Origin of the sequence: Leucobacter chromiireducens (genome assembly GCF_051993095.1) — a bacterium.
GTDB classification, from domain to species: Bacteria; Actinomycetota; Actinomycetes; order Actinomycetales; family Microbacteriaceae; genus Leucobacter; species Leucobacter chromiireducens.
In genome coordinates, this window is the sequence record NZ_CP197024.1 from 445,177 (window position 1) to 464,638 (window position 19,462).

At 67.0% G+C, this 19,462-nt stretch carries 16 protein-coding genes; 10 read left to right on the top strand and 6 right to left on the bottom strand.

The window, feature by feature from the left end; translation table 11 throughout:
• Positions 1-39: 39 nt before the first annotated feature.
• From ACR81A_RS02015 to ACR81A_RS02045, 7 genes are all read left to right on the top strand, one after another.
• Positions 40-1,155: an ABC transporter substrate-binding protein gene (locus tag ACR81A_RS02015; protein WP_202382334.1), complete on the top strand. Its 1,116-nt coding sequence runs from the start codon at positions 40-42 to the stop codon at positions 1,153-1,155.
• A gap of 3 nt (positions 1,156-1,158) precedes the next feature.
• Positions 1,159-2,040, top strand: coding sequence for an ABC transporter permease (locus ACR81A_RS02020; RefSeq protein ID WP_202382333.1), 882 nt, complete (start codon positions 1,159-1,161; stop codon positions 2,038-2,040).
• Positions 2,040-2,846, top strand: a complete 807-nt coding sequence (locus tag ACR81A_RS02025; RefSeq protein ID WP_202382332.1) for an ABC transporter permease — start codon at positions 2,040-2,042, stop codon at positions 2,844-2,846. The genes ACR81A_RS02020 and ACR81A_RS02025 overlap by 1 nt, the downstream gene beginning before the upstream one ends.
• Entirely contained in the window at positions 2,830-3,858 is a 1,029-nt protein-coding gene (locus ACR81A_RS02030) for an ATP-binding cassette domain-containing protein (protein ID WP_202382331.1), read from the top strand. Before ACR81A_RS02025 ends, ACR81A_RS02030 begins: the two co-directional genes overlap by 17 nt.
• Before the next feature lie 110 nt (positions 3,859-3,968).
• Positions 3,969-5,339 (top strand): NAD(P)/FAD-dependent oxidoreductase, encoded by a 1,371-nt coding sequence (locus tag ACR81A_RS02035; RefSeq protein WP_440312411.1) that lies wholly within the window; start codon positions 3,969-3,971, stop codon positions 5,337-5,339.
• 71 nt (positions 5,340-5,410) lie between these two features.
• Entirely contained in the window at positions 5,411-5,773 is a 363-nt protein-coding gene (locus ACR81A_RS02040; protein ID WP_202382329.1) for a cupin domain-containing protein, read from the top strand.
• 13 nt (positions 5,774-5,786) lie between these two features.
• The gene (locus tag ACR81A_RS02045; RefSeq protein WP_440312412.1) at positions 5,787-7,400 is read left to right on the top strand and encodes an amidohydrolase; all 1,614 of its coding nucleotides are present in this window, start codon (positions 5,787-5,789) and stop codon (positions 7,398-7,400) included.
• A gap of 111 nt (positions 7,401-7,511) precedes the next feature.
• Here ACR81A_RS02045 and ACR81A_RS02050 read toward each other — a convergent pair whose 3' ends face one another.
• From ACR81A_RS02050 to ACR81A_RS02070, 5 genes are all read right to left on the bottom strand, one after another.
• A complete protein-coding gene (locus ACR81A_RS02050) occupies positions 7,512-8,816 on the bottom strand; it encodes a flavin monoamine oxidase family protein (protein WP_440312413.1) in 1,305 nt (434 codons plus the stop codon).
• Positions 8,817-9,025: 209 nt separating this feature from the next.
• Complete coding sequence (locus tag ACR81A_RS02055) at positions 9,026-10,168, bottom strand: hypothetical protein (protein WP_440312414.1); 1,143 nt, start codon at positions 10,166-10,168, stop codon at positions 9,026-9,028.
• Between the two features lie 8 nt (positions 10,169-10,176).
• Positions 10,177-10,983: a purine-nucleoside phosphorylase gene (locus ACR81A_RS02060; RefSeq protein WP_202382325.1), complete on the bottom strand. Its 807-nt coding sequence runs from the start codon at positions 10,981-10,983 to the stop codon at positions 10,177-10,179.
• A 10-nt stretch (positions 10,984-10,993) separates the two neighbouring features.
• Positions 10,994-12,367, bottom strand: coding sequence for an amino acid permease (locus tag ACR81A_RS02065; RefSeq protein WP_440312415.1), 1,374 nt, complete (start codon positions 12,365-12,367; stop codon positions 10,994-10,996).
• A gap of 75 nt (positions 12,368-12,442) precedes the next feature.
• Entirely contained in the window at positions 12,443-15,283 is a 2,841-nt protein-coding gene (locus ACR81A_RS02070; RefSeq protein ID WP_440312416.1) for an aminotransferase class I/II-fold pyridoxal phosphate-dependent enzyme, read from the bottom strand.
• 207 nt (positions 15,284-15,490) lie between these two features.
• On the opposite strand from ACR81A_RS02070, the gene ACR81A_RS02075 reads away from it, so the two are divergent.
• The 3 genes from ACR81A_RS02075 (at position 15,491) to ACR81A_RS02085 (ending at position 17,933) form a co-directional block, all read left to right on the top strand.
• Entirely contained in the window at positions 15,491-15,967 is a 477-nt protein-coding gene (locus ACR81A_RS02075) for an SIP domain-containing protein (RefSeq protein WP_440312417.1), read from the top strand.
• A 75-nt stretch (positions 15,968-16,042) separates the two neighbouring features.
• A complete protein-coding gene (locus tag ACR81A_RS02080; protein ID WP_202382322.1) occupies positions 16,043-17,482 on the top strand; it encodes an NAD(P)H-quinone dehydrogenase in 1,440 nt (479 codons plus the stop codon).
• Positions 17,483-17,528: 46 nt separating this feature from the next.
• The gene (locus ACR81A_RS02085) at positions 17,529-17,933 is read left to right on the top strand and encodes a plastocyanin/azurin family copper-binding protein (RefSeq protein ID WP_440312418.1); all 405 of its coding nucleotides are present in this window, start codon (positions 17,529-17,531) and stop codon (positions 17,931-17,933) included.
• On the opposite strand, the gene ACR81A_RS02090 is transcribed toward ACR81A_RS02085, so the two are convergent.
• On the bottom strand, positions 17,930-19,429 hold the full coding sequence (locus tag ACR81A_RS02090) for an amidase (RefSeq protein ID WP_440312419.1): 1,500 nt from the start codon (positions 19,427-19,429) through the stop codon (positions 17,930-17,932). The two genes, ACR81A_RS02085 and ACR81A_RS02090, sit on opposite strands and share 4 nt — an antisense overlap.
• Positions 19,430-19,462: the final 33 nt, after the last annotated feature.

The following is a 19,462-nucleotide window of genomic DNA, read 5'->3' on the forward strand; positions in this document are numbered from 1 at the left end:
GACCTCCCACCACACCCATCCCCACGCAAGGAGATCACGATGATCAACCGCAAGCGAACTGTGCTCACCACTGTCGGTGGCCTCGCTCTGGCTGTATCCCTCGTCGGTTGCTCCGGTGGCAGCGCTCCGGTCGAAGTTGACCTGGGCGACGGCCCCGCAGTTGCCGGCACCGTTAAAGAAAACGCGCTTGACGGCGTTACCCTCACACTCGCCTCCTGGGGCGGCATTTACCAGGAGGGGCAGGTCGAAGCGGCGTCCGTTCCGTTTGCCAAGGAGTCGGGCGCGACGATGCTTGATGACGGCCCCACCGAGTACGCGAAGGTGAAGGCGCAGGTGGAGAGCAAGCAGGTCACCTGGGACGTCGTGGACACCGACGTCATCTGGGCTGATATGCAGTGTGGGGAAGACGGACTTCTCATGGATCTCGACACCAGCATTGTCGATGTGTCCAACGCCCCGAGCAGCCTTGTCGGTGAGTGCTACGTTCCCGCGATGCAGTACGGCTACGTCATCATGTACAACGCCGACAAGTACTCCACCGCCCCGACAGGCTGGGCCGACTTCTTTGACACGGAGAAGTTCCCGGGCAAGCGAGGCATTGCTGGGTTCGAAGACATTGGCCCCGGTGTCTACGAGGGAGCCCTGCTCGCCGACGGCGTTGCTGCCGACAAGCTCTACCCGCTCGACATGGATCGGGCATACGACAAGCTCGATGGCATCCGTGACAGTCTCATCTACTGGAAGACCGGCGCAGAGTCGCAGCAGATGATTGAGTCTGGCGAAGCCGACATGGCGCTCGTCTGGTCCGGTCGAGGTTTTGCCGCGGTCGAGAACGGCGCAAACTACAAGCCGATTTGGAACCAGTCCCTGGTGATTGCAGACGCACTCGCGGTCCCGAAGAACGCGAAGAACCCTGATGCGGCATTCGCCTACATCAACTACTACTTGGGTGCGCAGCAGCAAGCAAAGCTCTCCGAGCTGACGTCCTACTCGCCCGTGCACAAGGACGCTCAGCCGAAGCTCTCTGAGCTTGGTGCGGAATACCTGACCACCAATCCGGCTATTGCCGAGCAGATGGTGGCCACCGACGCTGGCTGGTGGGCAAAGAACTACGACACCGAGCTGAACCGCTGGCTCGACTGGATGCAGGGCTAAACCATGGCTGAGACCGCACTGATCGGAGGCGGAAGGGAGCCCAAAGCTCCTCGCCCCTCCGGTCGGGCGTGGCTTCTGCTGCTCCCTGCGTACGCCCTCCTGATTGGGGTGTTCGCATACCCGCTGCTCGAGAGCGTGTGGCGGAGCTTCAGCGAGCCGACGCTCGGCCTAGAGAACTATTCTTGGGCGCTGACCAATCCCAACAACCTCGCGGTGATCGCGCGTACCTTTGGAAACGCGCTCCTCGCGACGGTGATTTGTCTGGCGCTCGCCTACCCCTACGCCTACCTCATGACGATTGTGGGGGCGAAAGCTCGAACCGTGCTCGTCGTGATCGCACTGATCCCGTTCTGGACCTCACTCATGATCCGAACCTTTGCCTGGATCGTGCTGCTGCAGGACGGCGGCGTGGTGAACTCTTTGCTCGGCCTGATCGGGATCGGTCCCCTCGAGCTGCTGCGTACGAACACAGGAGTGGTCATCGGCCTGAGCCACGTGCTCATGCCGTTCATGGTGCTGCCGCTCTACGCAGTGATGAGCGGCATCGACCTGCGCCTCGTGACCGCGGCGCGATCACTCGGTGCCCGGCCATCGGTTGCATTTCTGAAGGTCTTCGTGCCGCTGAGTATGCCAGGTGTTGCCGCAGGCTCGTTGCTGGTCTTTATTCAGGCGCTCGGCTTCTACGTCACTCCGGCGCTCCTGGGATCCCCGTCCGACAGCATGCTTGCACAATCCATCTACGCACAGGTTTCCGGCCTGCTCGAATGGGGTCGTGGTGGCGCGCTGGGCGTGATCCTGCTCGTCATCACGGTGATCCTGCTGGGCATCATCGGCCTGATTGCGAAGCTCAGTAGCCGCAAGGGCATCAAGGTGAAGGTGCTGTAATGCTGAAAACTCATCCAGTTACAAAGACCATCCTCTGGGTGGTCGCCGCGCTCGTCTCGATCTGGCTCGTCGCCCCCAGCCTGATTGTGATTCCGCTGAGCTTCACTGACAAAGCATCGCTTGTTTTCCCTCCCACCGGGTGGTCCTGGCGATGGTACGAGTCGTTCTTCACAAACCCTCAGTGGACGGCTGCACTCGGCAACTCATTGCTGATCGGGCTGCTGGTCGCGGCACTGGCGACACTGCTTGGCCTTCTCGCAGCGTTGGGCCTGCGGCAGATGGCAAACAAGAAGCTGATTGCAGGTCTGACCTTCGGTCTACTCTCACCCATGGTCGTGCCCGGCATCGTTGTGGCGATCGGTTTGTACGCGGTCTTCCTCAAAGCTGGGCTCGTCGGCACACTGCTCGGTTTCGTGTTCGCGCACACTGTACTTGCTCTCCCGTTCACGGTGGTGGCGATCACCGCCGGGTTTGCTGGGTTCGACTCGCGCCTCGAACAGGCTGCGATGAGCCTCGGCGCGAATCGGTTCACCACATTCATGCGTGTGACACTGCCGAACATTGTGCCCGGCATGATCTCGGGTGCGCTCTTCGCGTTCGTCACCTCGTTCGATGAAGTGATGCTGTCCCTCTTCATCAAGAGCCCGTACCTGAACACGCTTCCCGTGCTGATGTACTCCAGCGTCACACGCGACACCGATCCGACGCTTGCCGCAGCGGCAACCGTCATTCTCCTCATCACGACCGCGCTCGTCGTGCTGGGACTCACCCTCTCCGGAAGGAAAACCCGTGCCCGAGCCAAGTAACCGCGGCGCAGAGATCCGCCTCGACGGAGTCTCCAAGCACTACCCCAAGTCAATCGCGCTCGATAACGTGAGTCTCACCGTCGAGCCTGGCGAGTTCATGACGTTCCTCGGACCGTCGGGTTCTGGCAAGACGACGACGCTCAACCTCATTGCAGGCTTCACCGACCTCACCACCGGGAATGTGCGCATCGACGGGAAGCAGATGGCGGACGTCCCCGTGCACAAGCGCGATCTGGGGATCGTGTTTCAGCATTATGCGCTCTTCCCGCACATGAGTGTGTTCGACAACGTTGCCTTCCCGCTCGCCAGGAGGAAGGTCTCGAAATCGGAGACCGCAACTCTGGTGCACGAAGCGCTCGAGACGGCCGGCCTCTCGGGGTATGAAGATCGCTACCCGGCCGAGCTCTCGGGCGGGCAGCAGCAGCGTGTTGCGCTTGCTCGCGCTCTGGTGTTCCAGCCGAAGGTTCTGCTTCTCGACGAGCCGCTCGGCGCGCTCGACAAGAACCTGCGGGAGCGCCTGCAGCTTGAGCTGCGTCGCATCCATCGCGAGGTGGGCCGAACCTTTGTGTTCGTCACGCACGACCAGGAAGAAGCGCTCACGCTCTCGGACCGGATCGCCGTCTTCAACAACGGTCGAATCGAGCAGGTTGGCACCGCAAAGGAGCTCTACGAGCGTCCGGCATCGCTCTTCGTCGCTGGGTTCATTGGGGAGTCGACGATGGTGCCGAGCGAAGATGGGGTGACCACTACGGTGGTTCGTCCCGAGCACGGCGAACTCTTGCGGCCCGGCTCAGAGGTCCCGTTTGGGATGCAGAGCGCTCAGGTCACAGTCCGGCAGTCGGTCTACCTTGGCTCCGGTTGGAAGCACGAGATCGAGTTGAGCGGAACAGGGATCCCCGAACCGATCGCCGGTGTGATTCGCGGCGCTGAAGAACTCGAGTGGCTCGGGACTACTGGTGGCCCCGCAGTCCTCGCATGGCACCCCGACCAGGTGGCCACACTGCCCGCCTGACTTCGACACTGGTGCCGGGCGAGGCCAACCGCCCGGCACCGCGTACCCGCACCCGCGGATGCGTCCCCTTCTGAACTTGCATCACCCCACCCCTCACAGAAAGAAGCATCATGATCAACGGCAACGTGTCCCACTGGTGGCAGCAGATTGGCGCCCCCAAGACGCGACCTGAACTGCCGGGTAACCTCAGCGCCGACGTGGCCATCGTCGGTGCCGGCTACACGGGCCTCTGGACCGCGTACTACCTCAAGCAGGCGCAGCCCGACCTGCGCGTGGTGATCATCGAGCAGCGCCACGTGGGATATGGGGCCTCTGGTCGGAATGGTGGCTGGCTCACCTCCGCGATCACGGGTGGGCGCGAGCAGTACGTGAAGACGCACGGCCGTGATGCGGCGGAGCGGTTCCAGCGCGCCATGAACGAGACCGTCGACGAGGTGATTCGCGTTGCCGCCGCCGAAGGCATCGACGCTGACATCAAGAAGGGCGGCGAGTTCAACGTCGCGTACACCCCGGCCCAGGAAGCGCGCATTCGCTCCTACGCGGCAGCCGAGCAGCAGTGGAAGTACGCGGACCTGCAGCTGCTCGAAGCCCCCGAGGCGATGGCCAAGATCAATGTGGCGAATACGCGGGCGGCAGTGTGGCACCCGCACAGCGCGCGGATCCAACCCGCAAAGCTTGCCAGCGGCCTCGCCGACGCGGTGGAGCGCCTGGGCGTTGAGATCTACGAGCGGACTCGCGCAGTGGAGATCAGCCCGCACACGGTTCGCACCACGCACGGCACCGTGTCCGCACAGTACGTGGTGCGCGCCACGGAGGGGTTCACCGCCAACCTCAAGGGCTTGCACCGCCTGTGGCTGCCCATGAATTCCTCCCTCATCGCCACCGAACCACTCTCGAAGGACGTGTGGGACGAGCTGAACTGGAGCCAGGGCGAGGTGCTTGGCGACTTCGCGCACGTCTACATGTACGCGCAGCGCACCGCCGATGACCGCATTGCGATTGGCGGCCGCGGCGTGCCCTACAAGTACGGCTCGAAGACGGACACCGATGGCCAGACCCCTGAGGTGACGGCGAAGACGCTCAGCGAGATCCTGCACCGCTTCTTCCCGGCGACGCGTGGCGCCGCGGTCGAACACCTATGGTCGGGCGTACTCGGTGTGCCGCGTGACTGGGCTGCGACCGTCGGCCTCGATCGGCAGACCGGGATCGCCTGGGGTGGTGGCTACGTCGGCACCGGCGTGACCTCGACGAACCTCGCCGGTCGCACCATCACCGACCTGATTCTGGGCAATGACAGCGAGATCGCTAGCCTGCCCTGGGTGAACCACCGCGTGCGCAAGTGGGAGCCGGAGCCGCTCCGCTGGATTGCAACCAAGGGGCTGTACGCCGCGTACGGCGTTGCTGACCGCAGTGAGCTTGCTGGCCGCCAGAAGACCTCACCGATCGCGCACATCGCCGACGTCATTACGGGCCGCGGCTAGCCGATCCCGATCTGCCGGCCTGGCCGAGCTGGGTCGGCAACTATTTCCCATCAGTTTCAGGAGGACCACGAATGACCACGATCCCCACGCTTGCTGTGCACGATACGGCCGCGGCCGATCTGGGAGCGCACGCACCCAAGCCGACCGCAACGACCCCGGGCCTCACCGAGGCCTCGCTTCCGGTGTGGACGGGTGGCTCTGCCGATCGCATCGACACCGGACTGTGGGAGTGCACGCCGGGTTCGTTCACGGCGGAGCGCATCGGGTACACGGAGATCTGCACGATCCTGTCCGGTCGTGTCACGATTGAGGTGGCCGGCGCAGCGCCGGAGGAGTTCGGTCCCGGTGACGTGATGGTGATGCCGTCCGGCTGGGCGGGCACCTGGCATGTGCACGAGCCGCTGCGCAAGCACTTCACCACGATCCAGGACTAAGGCTAGGAGCAACATGGCACAGCTCGGAGGCGATCTCGCGCTGGTTGGCGCGCGGCTGCGCACGAACACGGAGACCGGCGCGGACGCGACGGCGCTGCTCATTCAGGAGGGGCGGATCGCGCTCATCGGGGACGACGCCACGGTGCGTGCGGCGGCCGAAGAGCGTGGGATCGCGGTGCGGGATCTTGCAGGCGCCACCATCACGCCGGGCTTCTTTGACTCGCACACGCACCCGCACTGGGCGGCTGAGGTGACCGCCGGGATCAACCTGGGCGGGCTCGAGACGATCGACGAGCTGCGAGCGGCGATTGCGGCAGAGCACGCACGTCTCCCCGAGGGGGCGTGGGTGCGCGGCTGGAACCTCGAGTACGAGCCGTTTGAAGAGACCGGTTTGCGTGGTGATCTGCTCGCCGACGCGGCGCCCCGTCGCCCGGTCGCGCTCATTTGCTACGACCTGCACACCGGCCTCGGCACCGCCCCGGCGCTCGCCGCAGCGGGGATCACCGGGGCGCGTGAGTTCGAGGACGCCAGCGAGATCGTGGTGGATGCGGACGGAACGCCCACCGGCGAGCTTCGTGAGCCGACCGCGTACCAAATTCTGTTTGATGCTGCGCCGAAGCCGAGCCACGAGGAAGAGCGTGAGGGGCTGCGCGACATGTTCCGCACGCTCGCGGCGGTGGGGCTTACGGGTGGCGCGATCATGGACGGCAAGGATCGCACCGTCGAGCTGCTCGGTGAGCTCGAAGAGCGTGGCGAGTTGGATCATCGCGTTACCGTGCACCACTGGCACGCCGTGAGCGACACCGATGAGGACGTGGCGCGCGTGATCTCAGGGAAGGATCGGGCGGGACGCCTGTGGCAGACCGGCGCGATCAAGCTCTTCAGCGACGGGGTGATCGACACGGGCACCGCGTGGCTGCACCGCGTTGATGCCTGCGGCGATGGTCGGGTGCCGTTCTGGCCGAGCTGGGAGCGCTACGGCGAGGTGGTGCGCGCGTACCACGATGCAGGCATGCTGATTGCGACGCACGCGGTGGGGGACTATGCGGTGAGCCAGGTGCTCGACGTGTACGCCACCCTGCCGGAGCGCGACGGCCTGCCGTTCCACTCGATTGAGCACCTTGAGGTGCTGTCGGATGAGGATGTGGCGCAGCTGCGCGGCTCGGGCGTGACTGCGTCGATGCAGCCCCTGCACATGCAGTGGCGCGCGGCCGACCACAGCGACAACTGGACGGTTCGCCTCGGCGAGGGACGCGACGCGACCGGCTATCGCGTGCGCGATGTGTTGAACGCTGGCGTGCAGCTGACGCTGGGCTCGGACTGGCCGGTGGCGCAGTACGACCCGCGTTTGGGCATGGCCTGGGCGCGCGGCCGGCACACGCCGGGCGATGCGCACGCCCACGTCTTCGAGCCGGACCAGCAGCTCACGGGTGAAGAAGCGGTGCTCGCGTACACGCTGTGGCCGGCCCAGGCTCGCGGCCACGCAGACCGCGGCGTGCTGGCCGTGGGCGCGGTCGGCGATCTCACGGTGTGGGGTGCCGACCCGGTTGTGGCGACGCCGGACGAGCTGCCCGAGCTGCCGATCCGCCTCACCGTGGTCGAGGGACGCGTGGTCCACGAGGCGTAGTCGCCCGGCCGCCCTGCACCCGAATCGGGGTCACTTCGGCACGGTGTCGCACACCATACGTGCGCAACACCCTGCCGAAGTGACCCCGATTCGCGTGGTGAGGGGGCGCTGCTATGCGCGAAGGGCGGCCGCCACCCGGCGGGCCTCCCGGAGGCCGCTCTCGATGGCGCCGTCGATGAACCCGCCCCAGAGGTTTGCGTTGTCGGTTGTCGCGAAGTGCACGGCGCCAGCGGGCTCCTGCAGCTCGGCAAGATCGCGCGTGAGCTGGCCTGGGCGGTGCGTCATCCAGGTGTTCTGGGCGAGTGAATCGGTCATCCAGTCGTGCGCGGTCGCCTCGGTGATCTCGAGCCCCGGGCGCACAGCGTCAACCGCGGCTTGCAGCCCGGCGAGGTCATCCGGATCAACCCGCGCGTGCTCCGGCCCGAAGCCCACGAGCAGCGTGTAGTCCCCCTGCTCGTCGCTGAGGTAGAACTCCGCCTTCAGCACCGAGAGCGCGTCGTGCTGGGTGCCGTACGCGAAGAAGCGCGGCACGTGCCCGGTGGCGCGCATCCACACCTTCGTGCCCTGTGACGCGACGGTCTCGGTGGACTGACGATCCCACACTGGTGGGAGCGTCGGGGTGAACTCGATACCGGCGATCGCGTTGACGGGCAGCGTGCTCACGACGCGACGTGCACGAATCTGCGCGCCGTCGGCCGTCCTGACGATCACTCCTGCGTCCTCCTGGATGACCGACACAACGGTGGCGCCCAGGCGAATCTCGCCCGGCACATCCTTTGCGATCTCGTCGGTGAATGCCCGCATGCCGTCCACCACGCGATACGTGGACGAGGCTTCGTGCATGAGCTGCCAGTGGCCACCCGTTGCCGCCACCCACCGGAGAGCGCTCGAGAGTCCCACCTGGTTGAGCGGTGCGTTGACATGCCCCACCCAGACAGACTCGTTCGCGGCGCGCGCCTCGGGGTCGAGCCCCAGCTCGTCAAAGCGATCCTGAATGCTCAGCGAATCAAGTTCCTGAATGGTGCCGACCGTTGGCTCCGAGCCCCGCGGCATCGCCTCTCGCACGTCATCGATGAGCAGCTGCTGCCCCTCATCGATGAGCGCCATGAACTCGTCGAGCGTGCCCTGCCTCGCGGAACCGTCGGCCCCGCGCCAATACGCTTCGTCAGCGCGCGGGCTGCGGATCATCTCCCGCCCGTACCGGGTCATCTCGGCCCACACATGGGGCTGCACCCAGTGGATCCAGTTCGCGCCGAGCTCGAGCTCGTGCCCCAGGCGCTTCTCCGTCCAGGTGCGCCCACCCACGCGGTCGCGCGCTTCGAGCGTGAGTACTTCGAACCCGGCGTGCCCGAGCTCGCGCGCGGCAGTGAGCCCCGCGAACCCGGCACCGATGACGACGACGTCAACCGACTGCATGTCTTCTCCTCTTCAAGGCTTCGTTGCCCCCGTGGATTTCCAGCGTATCGGCGCGGGCGGCGCTGCCGCAGCAGACGATCCAAGCGAGTCGGAGTCATGGCTCGTACGAAGGTACGAGGGGTCTGAGGGCATGTCTTGCGTGGGCCTGCCCTGCCCGCGTATCGGCCCGTGGCTGAGTGGCTACAGTGTTGCGACGAGTGGTGTTGACCTCATCTGGAGTTTCGTCCGGCCGTGGCCTGTTTGAGCGCGGCGCGGTGCTCTGGCATCCGCTGCTGTTGCTTGAGCCGGGCGCCAGCCGTATCGAGCTCCCGGAGCGAGCCGTGTGCGAGCCCGCGCAATGGTCCGAGCCCGAATGCGCCGGCCCAGGCGAGGGACATGACTACGCTCGCGAGAGTCGCCGCAGCGAAGACGGCGAGCCCGGTTGGGTGGAACCCGGTGGCGATGGCCGCCAGGAATCCTGAAAGTAGGCAAAGCAGAGTGAACATTGCCCAGAAGGTGCCGAGGAGCACCCAGCCGGCGAGCTCAACGAGTCGCGATGGGCTCACGGCCGTCGGTACCCCAGCTATTCCGAAAGTCGGAAAGACCGTTGAAACGGCGACGGTCGCGATTGTCCCGCGCCAGAGTGGATCGGGTGTGGAGAGGAATGCGAATCCGAGAACGGCGGCGACAAGCATGGACACGCCGGCGAACAGCGCAACGATGACCGCGCGGTCGTCGGGCGTCTCGCGAATTCGGGCGGCGCGCCAGCGCAGTAGAGCGATTCGTTCGTTCAGGAATACGCCGGGGTCACGGTCGAACGTGGTGATGCTCTTGAAGCTCTCGATCGAGATGAACGCGGCGATCAGCACGAGCAGGATCATGCCGAAGAGCTTGCCGAGCACTGCCGCAAAGGCCGCCGTGAGTACTAGAAGTAAGACGAATAGGACCTGAAGCGTGAGTAGCCTGGCCGTGTGCGCGTATTCCACGCGGAGCGTTTGGCTTGCTCGTTGGCCGGGCCGCCAGGTTTCGAACGCGTGAGCCAGGTTCCTGCTCGCCGTTGAGCTTGCCAGCGCCAGAGCCACGGTGACGGCGGCGAGCACCCCAACAACGCCCCAGAAAGTCTCTTCCGATAGCCCGAAGCTTTCGTCAAGATTCGTACGAATCGCCTCGGCACTGAAGGTCTGCCCTGCGCCGCGAGCCGGGCCTTCGCTGAGGAAGAAGAACATGAACGACAGGAACGCCACGAGGAGGAACACGAGCAGGCCTCCCAGCACCCAGCGTCTGCGCCGCAGCGCCGCGCGCCGCGGACGGGTCACGATGATCCCGCCCGTCGATTCTGCCTCCCACTCCGGCCCGGGCTCCGCCTGCGGCATCGACACGACTAGAGGGCGGCGACCACGCGGCGCAGCAGGTCTGCCAGGCGCGGAGCCGCGGCGCGGCCGGCCTCGAGCACTTCCTCATGGTTCAGCGGATCCTCGCCCATGCCCGCGGCCGGGTTCGTGATGAGCGACAGGCCAAGGATCTCCATGCCGGCCTCGCGCGCGGCGATCGCCTCGAGCGTGGTCGACATGCCCACGATTTGGCCGCCGATCGTGCGAAGGTAGTGGATCTCCGCGGGCGTCTCGTAGTGCGGGCCGGGCAGCTGCACGTACACGCCCTCCTGAAGCGACGGCTCGACGCTGCGTGCCACATCGCGCAACCGTGACGCATACAGATCGGTGAGGTCAACGAAGTTGGCGCCCTCGATCGGGGATGTCGCGGTGAGGTTCAGGTGATCGCTGATCAGCACGGCCTCACCAGCCTTAAACGCCGGATCAACGCCGCCGGCGCCATTCGTGAGCACCATGATCTTCGCGCCCGCAGCGGCTGCCGTGCGCACGCCGTGCACAGTCGCCCGCACGCCGCGTCCCTCGTAGAAGTGCGTCCGCGCCCCAATGATGAGCGCGTGCGTGCCGTTCTCGAGCCGGATCGAGCGCAGCGTGCCCGAGTGGCCGGCGACACCGGAGGCGTGGAAGCCGGGAACCTGCTCCGCGGGAATCTCGGCGATCGTCTCGCCGATCACGTCGGCTGCGCCACCCCACCCGCTGCCCAGCGTCAGCGCAATGTCGTGGCGCTCCACCCCGGTGAGGCGAGCGAGCTCGCGTGCGGCGTCGGCGGCGAGGGCGATGGGATCCTGATCCTGGCTCATACCGACAAGCCTACGCGGCCGCTCGCCGCCGCCGCTGCACCTCGAACGCGACGAGGAGCACCGCGAGCCAGATCGGGCCGACAAGCACGGCGGTGCGGTACCCCGGGTGGAAGCACATGAGCACGAGGAGGCACGCGAAGAACGCGAGCACGAGCCACGGCGTCACTCGGGCGAACGGCAGCCGGAAGGTGAGTGCGGCGGCGCCCGCGGGCCCGATGCGCGCGCGGAACTTCAGCTGCGTGATCATGATCATCGACCAGTTGATAATCGCCGCGATGAGCGCCACCGACATGAGGATCTGGAACGCGAACTCGGGCCACAGGAACACCACGACCACGGCGAGCGCGGTGACTGCGGAGGAGGTAAGAACCCCGAAGATGGGGATCCCGGAGCGTGACACGCGCCGCAGGTAGCGCGGCGCATTGCCCTGCAGGGCGAGCGCGTAGAGCATGCGCCCGTTTGCGTAGAGGCCCGAGTTGTAGACGGAGATGACGGCGGTGAGCATCACCAGATTGAGGATGTGCGCGGCCCCGGGGACGCCGATGCGGTCGAAGATCTGCACGAACGGGCTGGTCGAGCCGTCGAGCCGGTTCCACGGGACGACCGCCATGATCACGGCGAGCGCGCCGACGTAGAAGATCAGTACGCGCAGCACCACCTGGTTGATGGCGCGCGGGATCGTGCGCTCGGGCCGCTCGGCCTCGCCGGCGGTGATGCCGATGAGCTCGGTGCCACCAAACGAGAACATCACGACGACGAGGGCGAACAGCGTGCCCCCGGCGCCGAGCGGGAAGAAGCCGCCCTGATCCCAGAGGTGCGCGAAGCTCGGATCGGGGAGGTCGGCACTGTGGTTGATCCCGAGCACGACCACCACAATGCCGAGCACGATCATGCCGATCACGGCGGCGACCTTGACGCAGGCCAGCCAGAACTCGGTCTCACCAAACACGCGCACCCCAACGAGGTTCACCCCGGTGATGAGCACGAGGAAGATCGTTGCACTCACCCAGGGCGGCACGTCGGGCAGCCAGTAGCTCACGAAGGAACCGACGACCGAGAGCTCAACCATCGACACGGCGATGTAGTTGAACCAGTAGTTCCAGCCCGAGACGAAGCCGGCACGCGCGCTCCAGTTCACGTTCGCGTAGTGGCTGAACGCCCCAGACACGGGGTCGTCGACCGACATCTCGCCGAGCGCTCGGACGACGAGGAAGATCACTGCGCCGCCGATGAGGTACGTGAGAAGCACCGAGGGGCCCGCAAGCCCGATGGACTCGGCGGAACCGTAGAACAGCCCCGTGCCGATGGCGCCACCGAGCGCGATCATCTGGATGTGGCGCGGTTTGAGGGTGCGCCGCAGGGCCTGCGGCGGTGAATCGGTCATGCGGTACTCCGGGATCGACCCCCCGCGCAGGATGCACGCGGGGGAAGACCCCAGGGTAGCGCTTCCGGACGGGGGCTACTGCTCGCGCAGGATGCGGAAGCCGCGCCGCGGGTCGTAGCCGTGGATCTCGCGGGTGTCGAGCACCGCCATGAAATCGAGCACCTCCGCGGTGATGACCTGGCCGGGCACCAGCACGGGGAAGCCGGGCGGGTACGGCGTGACGAACCCGGCGGACACGGGGGCGGCGCCCCGCGCCACGCGCTCGCTGAGATCTGCGAGGCGCACGTGCTCGACCGCGCCCCGCTGCTGGCCGCGGAAGAACGCCGCGCGCATGTCACCATCGGGCAGCACCGCGTCGGTGGCGTAGCCGGGGGAGAACGAGCTGAAGTCGGGCAGCGGGGGCATCTCCGCTTCCTCGGGGAGCGGGATATCGGGATCGCGCTGTGCCTGAATCTCCTCGAACCGTTCGGCGAGCTTCACGAGAACCTCGATGAGGTAGGCGATTGCGCTGCGCGAGGTGCCGATGTTCGTCATGAAGAGCACGGTGTTGCGGCTCGTCTTGTTCACCTGGATGCCGTAGCGATCCATGAGGTGCTCGTGCTTGAACGTGTCTCCGTCGACGCCGGTGCGGCTGATCTCGATCGTGATGCGGCTGGGGTCCACGACGAACTCGTCGTGGGCCCACGCCTCCCACATCGAGGAGAGGCCGTCGCGGAGCGGCATGGGGCGGCCATCGCCACGGTTTTCACGTGGCACGAGGTCGTGTGCGGTGAGCACGCGGAATGTGCGGCGCAGCAGCGGGTGGCGCGCGATGGCCTGCGCGAGGCTCGTCGCGAGGTCGAGCTGGCGCTGCACGAGCTCGAAGCCTTCGAGCTCCACCTGGCGGCGGCCGATGTCGAGCGAGGAGAGGATCTGGTAGTTCGGTGAGGTCGAGGTGTGCGTCATGTACGCCTCGTGGAACGGCTCCTCGGCCTCGCGCACCCAATCCTGGTCGTAGACGTGGATCATCGAGCCCTGGCGCAGCGCGGTGAGCGTCTTGTGCGTCGACTGCGTGGCGTAGACGCGAATCCGCGCGTCGGGGGAGGGGATGAGGCGCTCCTCGAGCCAGGCGGCGTCGGGGGCAGGGCTGCCGTCGGCGCTTGTGAGGCGAGCCTGCTGCTCGCGGTAGGCGGTCGCGTGCGCCGCGCTGCCAAGTCGCTGCTCGAGGCGCTTCGCGGCGGCCATTGCCGTGCGGCGACGCGTGACCGGGTGGAACGCGGCGAACGCGAACCAGGCTTCGTCCCACAGGAACACGAGATCGGGCTTGATCGCGAGGCACTCGGCCATCACGCGCTCCGGGTCGTACACAATGCCGTCGAACGTGCAGTTCGTCAACGTGATCATGCGCACTTCGTCGAGGCGGCCCTGTGCGCGGTAGTCGAGCAGCAGCTGCTTGATGCGGTCGAGCGGCACGGCGCCATAGAAGGCGAAGTCGTTCAGCGGGTACGCCTCGAGGTAGGCGGGGCGCGCTCCGGTGAGCATGACGGCGTGGTGGTGCGACTTGTGGCAGTTGCGATCCACCATCACGACGTCATTGGGGGCGACAAGCGCCTGGTGCACGATCTTGTTGGCGGTCGACGTGCCGTTCGTCACAAAGAAGGTGTGCTTTGCGCCGTACGCGCGGGCGGCGAGATCCTGCGCCTTCTTGATCGCACCCACCGGGGCGAGCAGGGAGTCGAGCCCGCCCGATGTCGCACTCGTCTCCGCGAGCAACAGGTTGAGGCCGTAGAAGTCGGCAAGGTCGCGGATCCACTTGGAGGAGACGACCGAGCCACCGCGCGCCACGGGGAGTGCGTGGAAGACGCCGACGGGGCGTCGCGCGTGATCCTGAATCGCGGTGAAGAACGGGGTGTCGTACAGGTGTGAGACGCGGCGCAGCAGCGAGAGGTGCAGCTCGAGCTGGTCCTCGCGGCGGAACACGCGGCGGAAGCGACGGGTCAGCGCGCCCGCGAGATCCTCAATGTGCGCGCCCGCCATGAGGTACAGGTCGAGCTCGGGGCGCAGCGCGGCAAGCGTGTCCGCGATGCCGAGCACGCGCTGCACGGATGCGAGCGAGCTCCGTGAGGGCGCCGAACCGGGTGCCACCTCGGCACGGGCGAGCTCGATGGTTTCGCGCAGATCTCGGCTGAGGCGCTGGCGCGTGCGCTCGCTGAAGCTCGGGCGCACCACGCAGGCGAGGATGTTGGGGTTGGTGAGGATCGCCGCCACCGCGTCGTCCGCCGACGGCACGATGACGAATTCGTAGATGAACGTGTCCGCCGCGCTGCGGAGCCGCAGCCCTTCGGCGCGCATGGCGTCCCGGTCGCCCGGCGTCGTCTCGTCAATCACGAGCACTTCGAAGCGCGGACGGGGATCGAGGTCGCTCGCGAACTCCGCGCGATCCTGATCCTCCCCGAACTCGTCGCGTGGCTCATCGATGATCGTGTCGCCACGCAGGCGATTGACCACCCGGCCGATGCGCTCGAGTGCCGTGCGGTAGTCGCCGGCCTCGAGGAGCTCGCCGATCGCAATCACGTAGCGCTGGCCGAAGCCGGCCCAGTACATCTCAACGGTCTCGAGGGAACGCAGCGAGCGCTGGATCTCGCCGTCCGCCGCGAGCAGGTCAGTGTTCTCGTCGGCGCCGTAAACGAGTCGCTTCACTGCGAAGCGCAGGTACTCCCACGCATCGCTGCGCATGCGCCAGGTGCTGGAGGGCATGCCGGGATCTCGCTCGAGCACGGGGCCCGAGGAGCCGTGGGCGGGTGCGATCTGAGAACTCGGGCCCGCCGCGTCGGCGCCGGGCAGGGGAATCGATCCCGTAATCGCCATGTCAATGGTTCCAAGGCCGCGCCGGAACGCGTCCGCTGACATGTCGTAGGGAGATTCGGTCCTCGTCATCGGTGTGCCTGTCCTTACTGACTTCATTGTGCGAGCCTCAGGGGCGGGGCGCTGCCTGGCGCGCCCTTGACCGTCGATCATAGGCGCTTCCGGATGCCGGGGCGGGAACGTGGGTGTCGCGGGGCGTCATTCGGAGTGGGATCCTTCGGGCTGACCGTTCGCCGAGAGATCACCCGATGTTGGTAAGGATGCCCTAAGCTAGTGCGTGTGAGTGTTTCTGATCCTGCCGACCGCCCGAACGCGGTGACGGTTGTCGACCCCGCTGGCATCGACTGCGTGCTCGCCGCGGGTGATGCGTCTGATTTGCCGGCGCTGCGCACCTGGCTGCGCGCCCTCCCCGAGTCCAGCTACGGGCAGGTGTTTGTTGAGGTGTTCTCGCCGATCCAGATTGCGGATCTCCCACTCCCCAAACACGTGGGCGTCACCTGGCTGTGTCGCGAAGAGCGCGAAGAGAGCCCCCGGCCCGGCGTTGGCCGCCGACGCGGAGAGGCGCTCGCCGCAGCCGTCGACGCGTGGCTCGACGAGTGGCTCTGGGCTGACAGCGAAGCGGTGCGCAACATCCAGCTCTGGACTGGCGCACGCACCAGCCCCGTGATGCAGAACTACTGGACCGCGCTCGACCGGCGCGTGGAGAAGCGGTGGCCCGGATCCTGCTCGCAGGATTGCGCGCGCGCAGAAGCCTGAGCGCGGGCGGATCGCGGCTCCCTGCTCACTGACCGCGGTGGCCACGAAGCCTCCGCCGGGTCGTAGACTGAGGGCATGGCGAAAGCGTATGAACGGAAGCATCGGATCGCGGTGCTGGGTGGGGGTCCCGGCGGCTACGAGGCGGCGCTCGCAGGCGCGCAGCTCGGCGCCGAGGTCACGCTGATCGAAGCGGCCGGAGTCGGCGGCTCCGCGGTGCTCACCGATGTGGTGCCCTCGAAGAGCCTCATCGGCACGGCCGGCGCGGTGCAGGCGGTGCGCGATTCGGGCAAGCTCGGCGTGCAGGCGTTCGTGCCGGGCGGCGACGGGAAGCCCGTGCGCCCCGAGATCGCGGTCAATCTCGCCGCAGTCAACAAGCGCCTGCTCGCGATGGCCGGCTCGCAGTCGGTCGACATGCTGCGCACACTCGAAGACGCAGGCGTGCGCGTGGTGCAGGGCGAGGGACGCCTCGACGGGCCGAACGCGGTGCTCGTCTCGACGGCCGCCGCCGGCGAAGGCACGGACTTCGATCGGATCGAAGCCGACACGATCGTGGTCTCGGTGGGTGCGAGCCCGCGGGAACTGGACTCCGCGAAGCCGGACGGTGAGCGCATCCTCACCTGGAAGCAGCTCTACAACCTGAACGCGATCCCTGAGCACTTGGTGGTGGTCGGATCCGGCGTCACCGGGGCCGAGTTCGCCAACGCGTACCGCACGCTCGGCGCTGAAGTGACGCTCGTGTCGAGCCGCGAGCAGGTGCTCCCCGGCGAGGACCCAGACGCCGCCGCAGTGATCGAGCGCGAGTTTGCACGACTCGGAATGAACGTGATGTCAAAGTCGCGCGCAACCACCGTGACGCGCACCGATGCGGGAGTGCTTGTTGAACTCGAGGACGGCCGCACGATCGAGGCCTCGCACTGCCTGATGGCGGTCGGCTCGATCCCGAACACTGCGGGGCTCGGACTCGAAGAAGCCGGCGTGACGCTCACCGACAGCGGCCACATCCAGGTCAACAAGGTGGCGCGCACCGCGGTGCCGTCGATCTACGCAGCCGGTGACTGCACCGACTTCTACCCGCTGGCCTCGGTCGCTTCGATGCAGGGCCGCACGGCCATCATGCACGCGCTCGGCGACTTCGTGCGTCCAATCGACCTGCGCAACGTCGCGGCGAACGTGTTCACGTACCCCGAGATCGCGACGGTGGGCTGGAACGAGCGCACGCTGGCCGACAATGCGGATGTGGCGAAGGCCATCTCGCACACGATCCCGCTCAGCGTAAACCCGCGTGCGAAGATGATCGGCTTCACCGACGGCTTCGTGAAGCTGTTCGCGTGGGAGGCCTCCGGCACGGTGATTGGTGGCGTGATCGTTGCGCACCGCGCGAGCGAGCTGATCTTCCCCTTGGCGCTTGCGGTTGAGCACCGGCTCACCGTCGACCAGGTCGCCTCCGCGTTCGCGGTGTACCCGTCGATGACGGGCGCGATCACCGACGCCGCGCGCGCTCTGCACCGCCACTAGCCGGCACGCTGCCCGCGGCACCACCCACGAACGAGAAGGATCACGCATGTCACGCACCTCGATCGGAACGACCACGGTTTCGCGCCGCCGGCTGCTCGGCGGGGTTGCTGGCCTCATCGGGCTGGGCGCCGCGGGCGCGCTGAGCGGCTGTGCACCGTCGAAGCCCGAGGTGGTGCCCTCCGACGAGAAGGTGAAGGCCGCGATCACGGTGCGCGCGATCGACAACCGCTACGAGCCGAGCGAGGTGGAGATCGAGCCGGGCCAGGCGGTGCGCTGGGTGTTCGAAGGCAGCATGGAGCACGACGTGGTCGCGAAAGACGGCAGCTTTGTCTCCGAGCTGCAGCAGACGGGCAGTTACACGCACCTCTTCGAGGAGGCGGGCGACTACGACTACCTCTGCTCGATTCACCCGGAGATGACGGGCGTGGTGCGGGTGGCGGTCGCGCCCTAGGACTGGGGTGAGCGATTGAGGGCCGGGAACTCCGGCATATCCGTGAGCTCCTCGATCGCCGCACCGATCTCAAACACGGTCGCTTCGTCGAACGGGTGCCCTACGACCTGCACGCCGGTGGGCACTCCCACGGACGAGATGCCGCTCGGCACCGAGAGCACCGGGCAGCGGTTCGCCACGTTGAACGGGCTCGTCATGTGCGCCTCCCAGTAGTGCGCGAGGTGCACGGTGCGGCCCGCCGAGTCGACGGTGTCGATGCCATTCAGGTAGTCACCGGCGGCGTCGAGCATCTCGACGGCCTGCGTCGGGGTGAGGAGTGCATCAAGCCCCTGCATGGCCGACGCGAGCTCTGCCTGCAGCGTCGCATCGAGTGCGAGCGACTGCGGCAGGGAAACCCCGGCGCTTGCTCGGGCCGCATCGGCGATGAACTGGCCCGTGTACGCGGCGAGCAGGTCTTCGGTGCCCGCGGTGATTTCGGCCATTGCCGGGCCGAGAATGTGACCGAAGTGCGCAAACGTGGTTGCAGAAATACGCTCGGTGGTCCAGGGCAGCGCGACTGGCACGATCACCGCTCCGGCAGCTTCGAGCGCCGCCGCGACGCGTTCTGTGTTCGCGCGCACACTGGCCGCAACCGGATAGTCGCCCAGCTCGACGCTGAGCCCGATGCGCAGCCCGGCCACCCCCGCGGCACCGCGCAGTCCGCCAGCGGGAACGGGAGGACGCGACTCCCCGAACGAGCCGTGGTCCACGGGATGGCGTCCGCTCAGCACGCCGGCCAAGAGCGCCGTGTCCGCGACCGTGCGCGCCATCGGCCCGTCTCCGCGGTACCAGTCGCCGGCGAGCGGCGGCAGCCCGGGAATCCGACCATAGGGTGCCTTGTAGCCGACGGTCCCCGTGAAGCCTGCGGGGATGCGGGTGCTCCCTGCGATATCGGAGGCGGTTGCCAGGGTGGCCATCCCGGCGGCAAGGGCGGCCCCGGCACCGCCGGAGGACCCGCCGGGCGACGCGGCAAGGTTCCACGGGTTCCGCGTGATGCCCCACTCCGGGGAGTGCGTCACCGTGGCGCACGAGAACTCGGGCGACGTGGTGCGCGCGTGGATGATCCCGCCAGCACCGAGCACGCGCTCGACCACGGGATGATGCGCGGCAGCAAGCTGCCCCCGGTGTACCGCGAGCCCCTGGCTCACTGTGCGGCCCGCGATCCCGTGCTTTTCTTTTGTGGCCACGGGAATCCCGAGGAGCGCCGGCGGCTCCACCCCCGCCGCACGCGCCTCCGCCCACTGGGTGTCGGCTCGCATGGCCTGCGCGCGTGCTTCATCGGCGAGCACCTCGGTGAAGGCGTTGATCCCGCTCTCTCGGTCGCCATTCGCCTCGGCGATGCGCGCGAGCGTCGCGTCGAGCAGTTCGCTGGGACGCAACTCGCCCGAGCGAAAGAGCGCGCGGGCGGCCTGGGCGTCGAGCGTGGCGAGGGCCTGATTAGAAGCGGTGAGCGACATGAGTTTCTCCGAAACGTGGGGGGAGCGAGGAAG

Excerpts from the sequence above, each read along its gene's own strand:
- ACR81A_RS02040 (WP_202382329.1), top strand. The coding sequence starts at position 5,411 with ATGACCACGATCCCCACGCTTGCTGTGCACGATACGGCCGCGGCCGAT.
- ACR81A_RS02015 (WP_202382334.1), top strand. The coding sequence starts at position 40 with ATGATCAACCGCAAGCGAACTGTGCTCACCACTGTCGGTGGCCTCGCT.
- ACR81A_RS02060 (WP_202382325.1), bottom strand. The coding sequence starts at position 10,983 with ATGAGCCAGGATCAGGATCCCATCGCCCTCGCCGCCGACGCCGCACGC.
- ACR81A_RS02090 (WP_440312419.1), bottom strand. The coding sequence starts at position 19,429 with ATGTCGCTCACCGCTTCTAATCAGGCCCTCGCCACGCTCGACGCCCAG.
- ACR81A_RS02025 (WP_202382332.1), top strand. The coding sequence starts at position 2,040 with ATGCTGAAAACTCATCCAGTTACAAAGACCATCCTCTGGGTGGTCGCC.
- ACR81A_RS02050 (WP_440312413.1), bottom strand. The coding sequence starts at position 8,816 with ATGCAGTCGGTTGACGTCGTCGTCATCGGTGCCGGGTTCGCGGGGCTC.
- ACR81A_RS02045 (WP_440312412.1), top strand. The coding sequence starts at position 5,787 with ATGGCACAGCTCGGAGGCGATCTCGCGCTGGTTGGCGCGCGGCTGCGC.
- ACR81A_RS02020 (WP_202382333.1), top strand. The coding sequence starts at position 1,159 with ATGGCTGAGACCGCACTGATCGGAGGCGGAAGGGAGCCCAAAGCTCCT.
- ACR81A_RS02085 (WP_440312418.1), top strand. The coding sequence starts at position 17,529 with ATGTCACGCACCTCGATCGGAACGACCACGGTTTCGCGCCGCCGGCTG.
- ACR81A_RS02055 (WP_440312414.1), bottom strand. The coding sequence starts at position 10,168 with ATGCCGCAGGCGGAGCCCGGGCCGGAGTGGGAGGCAGAATCGACGGGC.
- ACR81A_RS02080 (WP_202382322.1), top strand. The coding sequence starts at position 16,043 with ATGGCGAAAGCGTATGAACGGAAGCATCGGATCGCGGTGCTGGGTGGG.
- ACR81A_RS02070 (WP_440312416.1), bottom strand. The coding sequence starts at position 15,283 with ATGACGAGGACCGAATCTCCCTACGACATGTCAGCGGACGCGTTCCGG.
- ACR81A_RS02035 (WP_440312411.1), top strand. The coding sequence starts at position 3,969 with ATGATCAACGGCAACGTGTCCCACTGGTGGCAGCAGATTGGCGCCCCC.
- ACR81A_RS02065 (WP_440312415.1), bottom strand. The coding sequence starts at position 12,367 with ATGACCGATTCACCGCCGCAGGCCCTGCGGCGCACCCTCAAACCGCGC.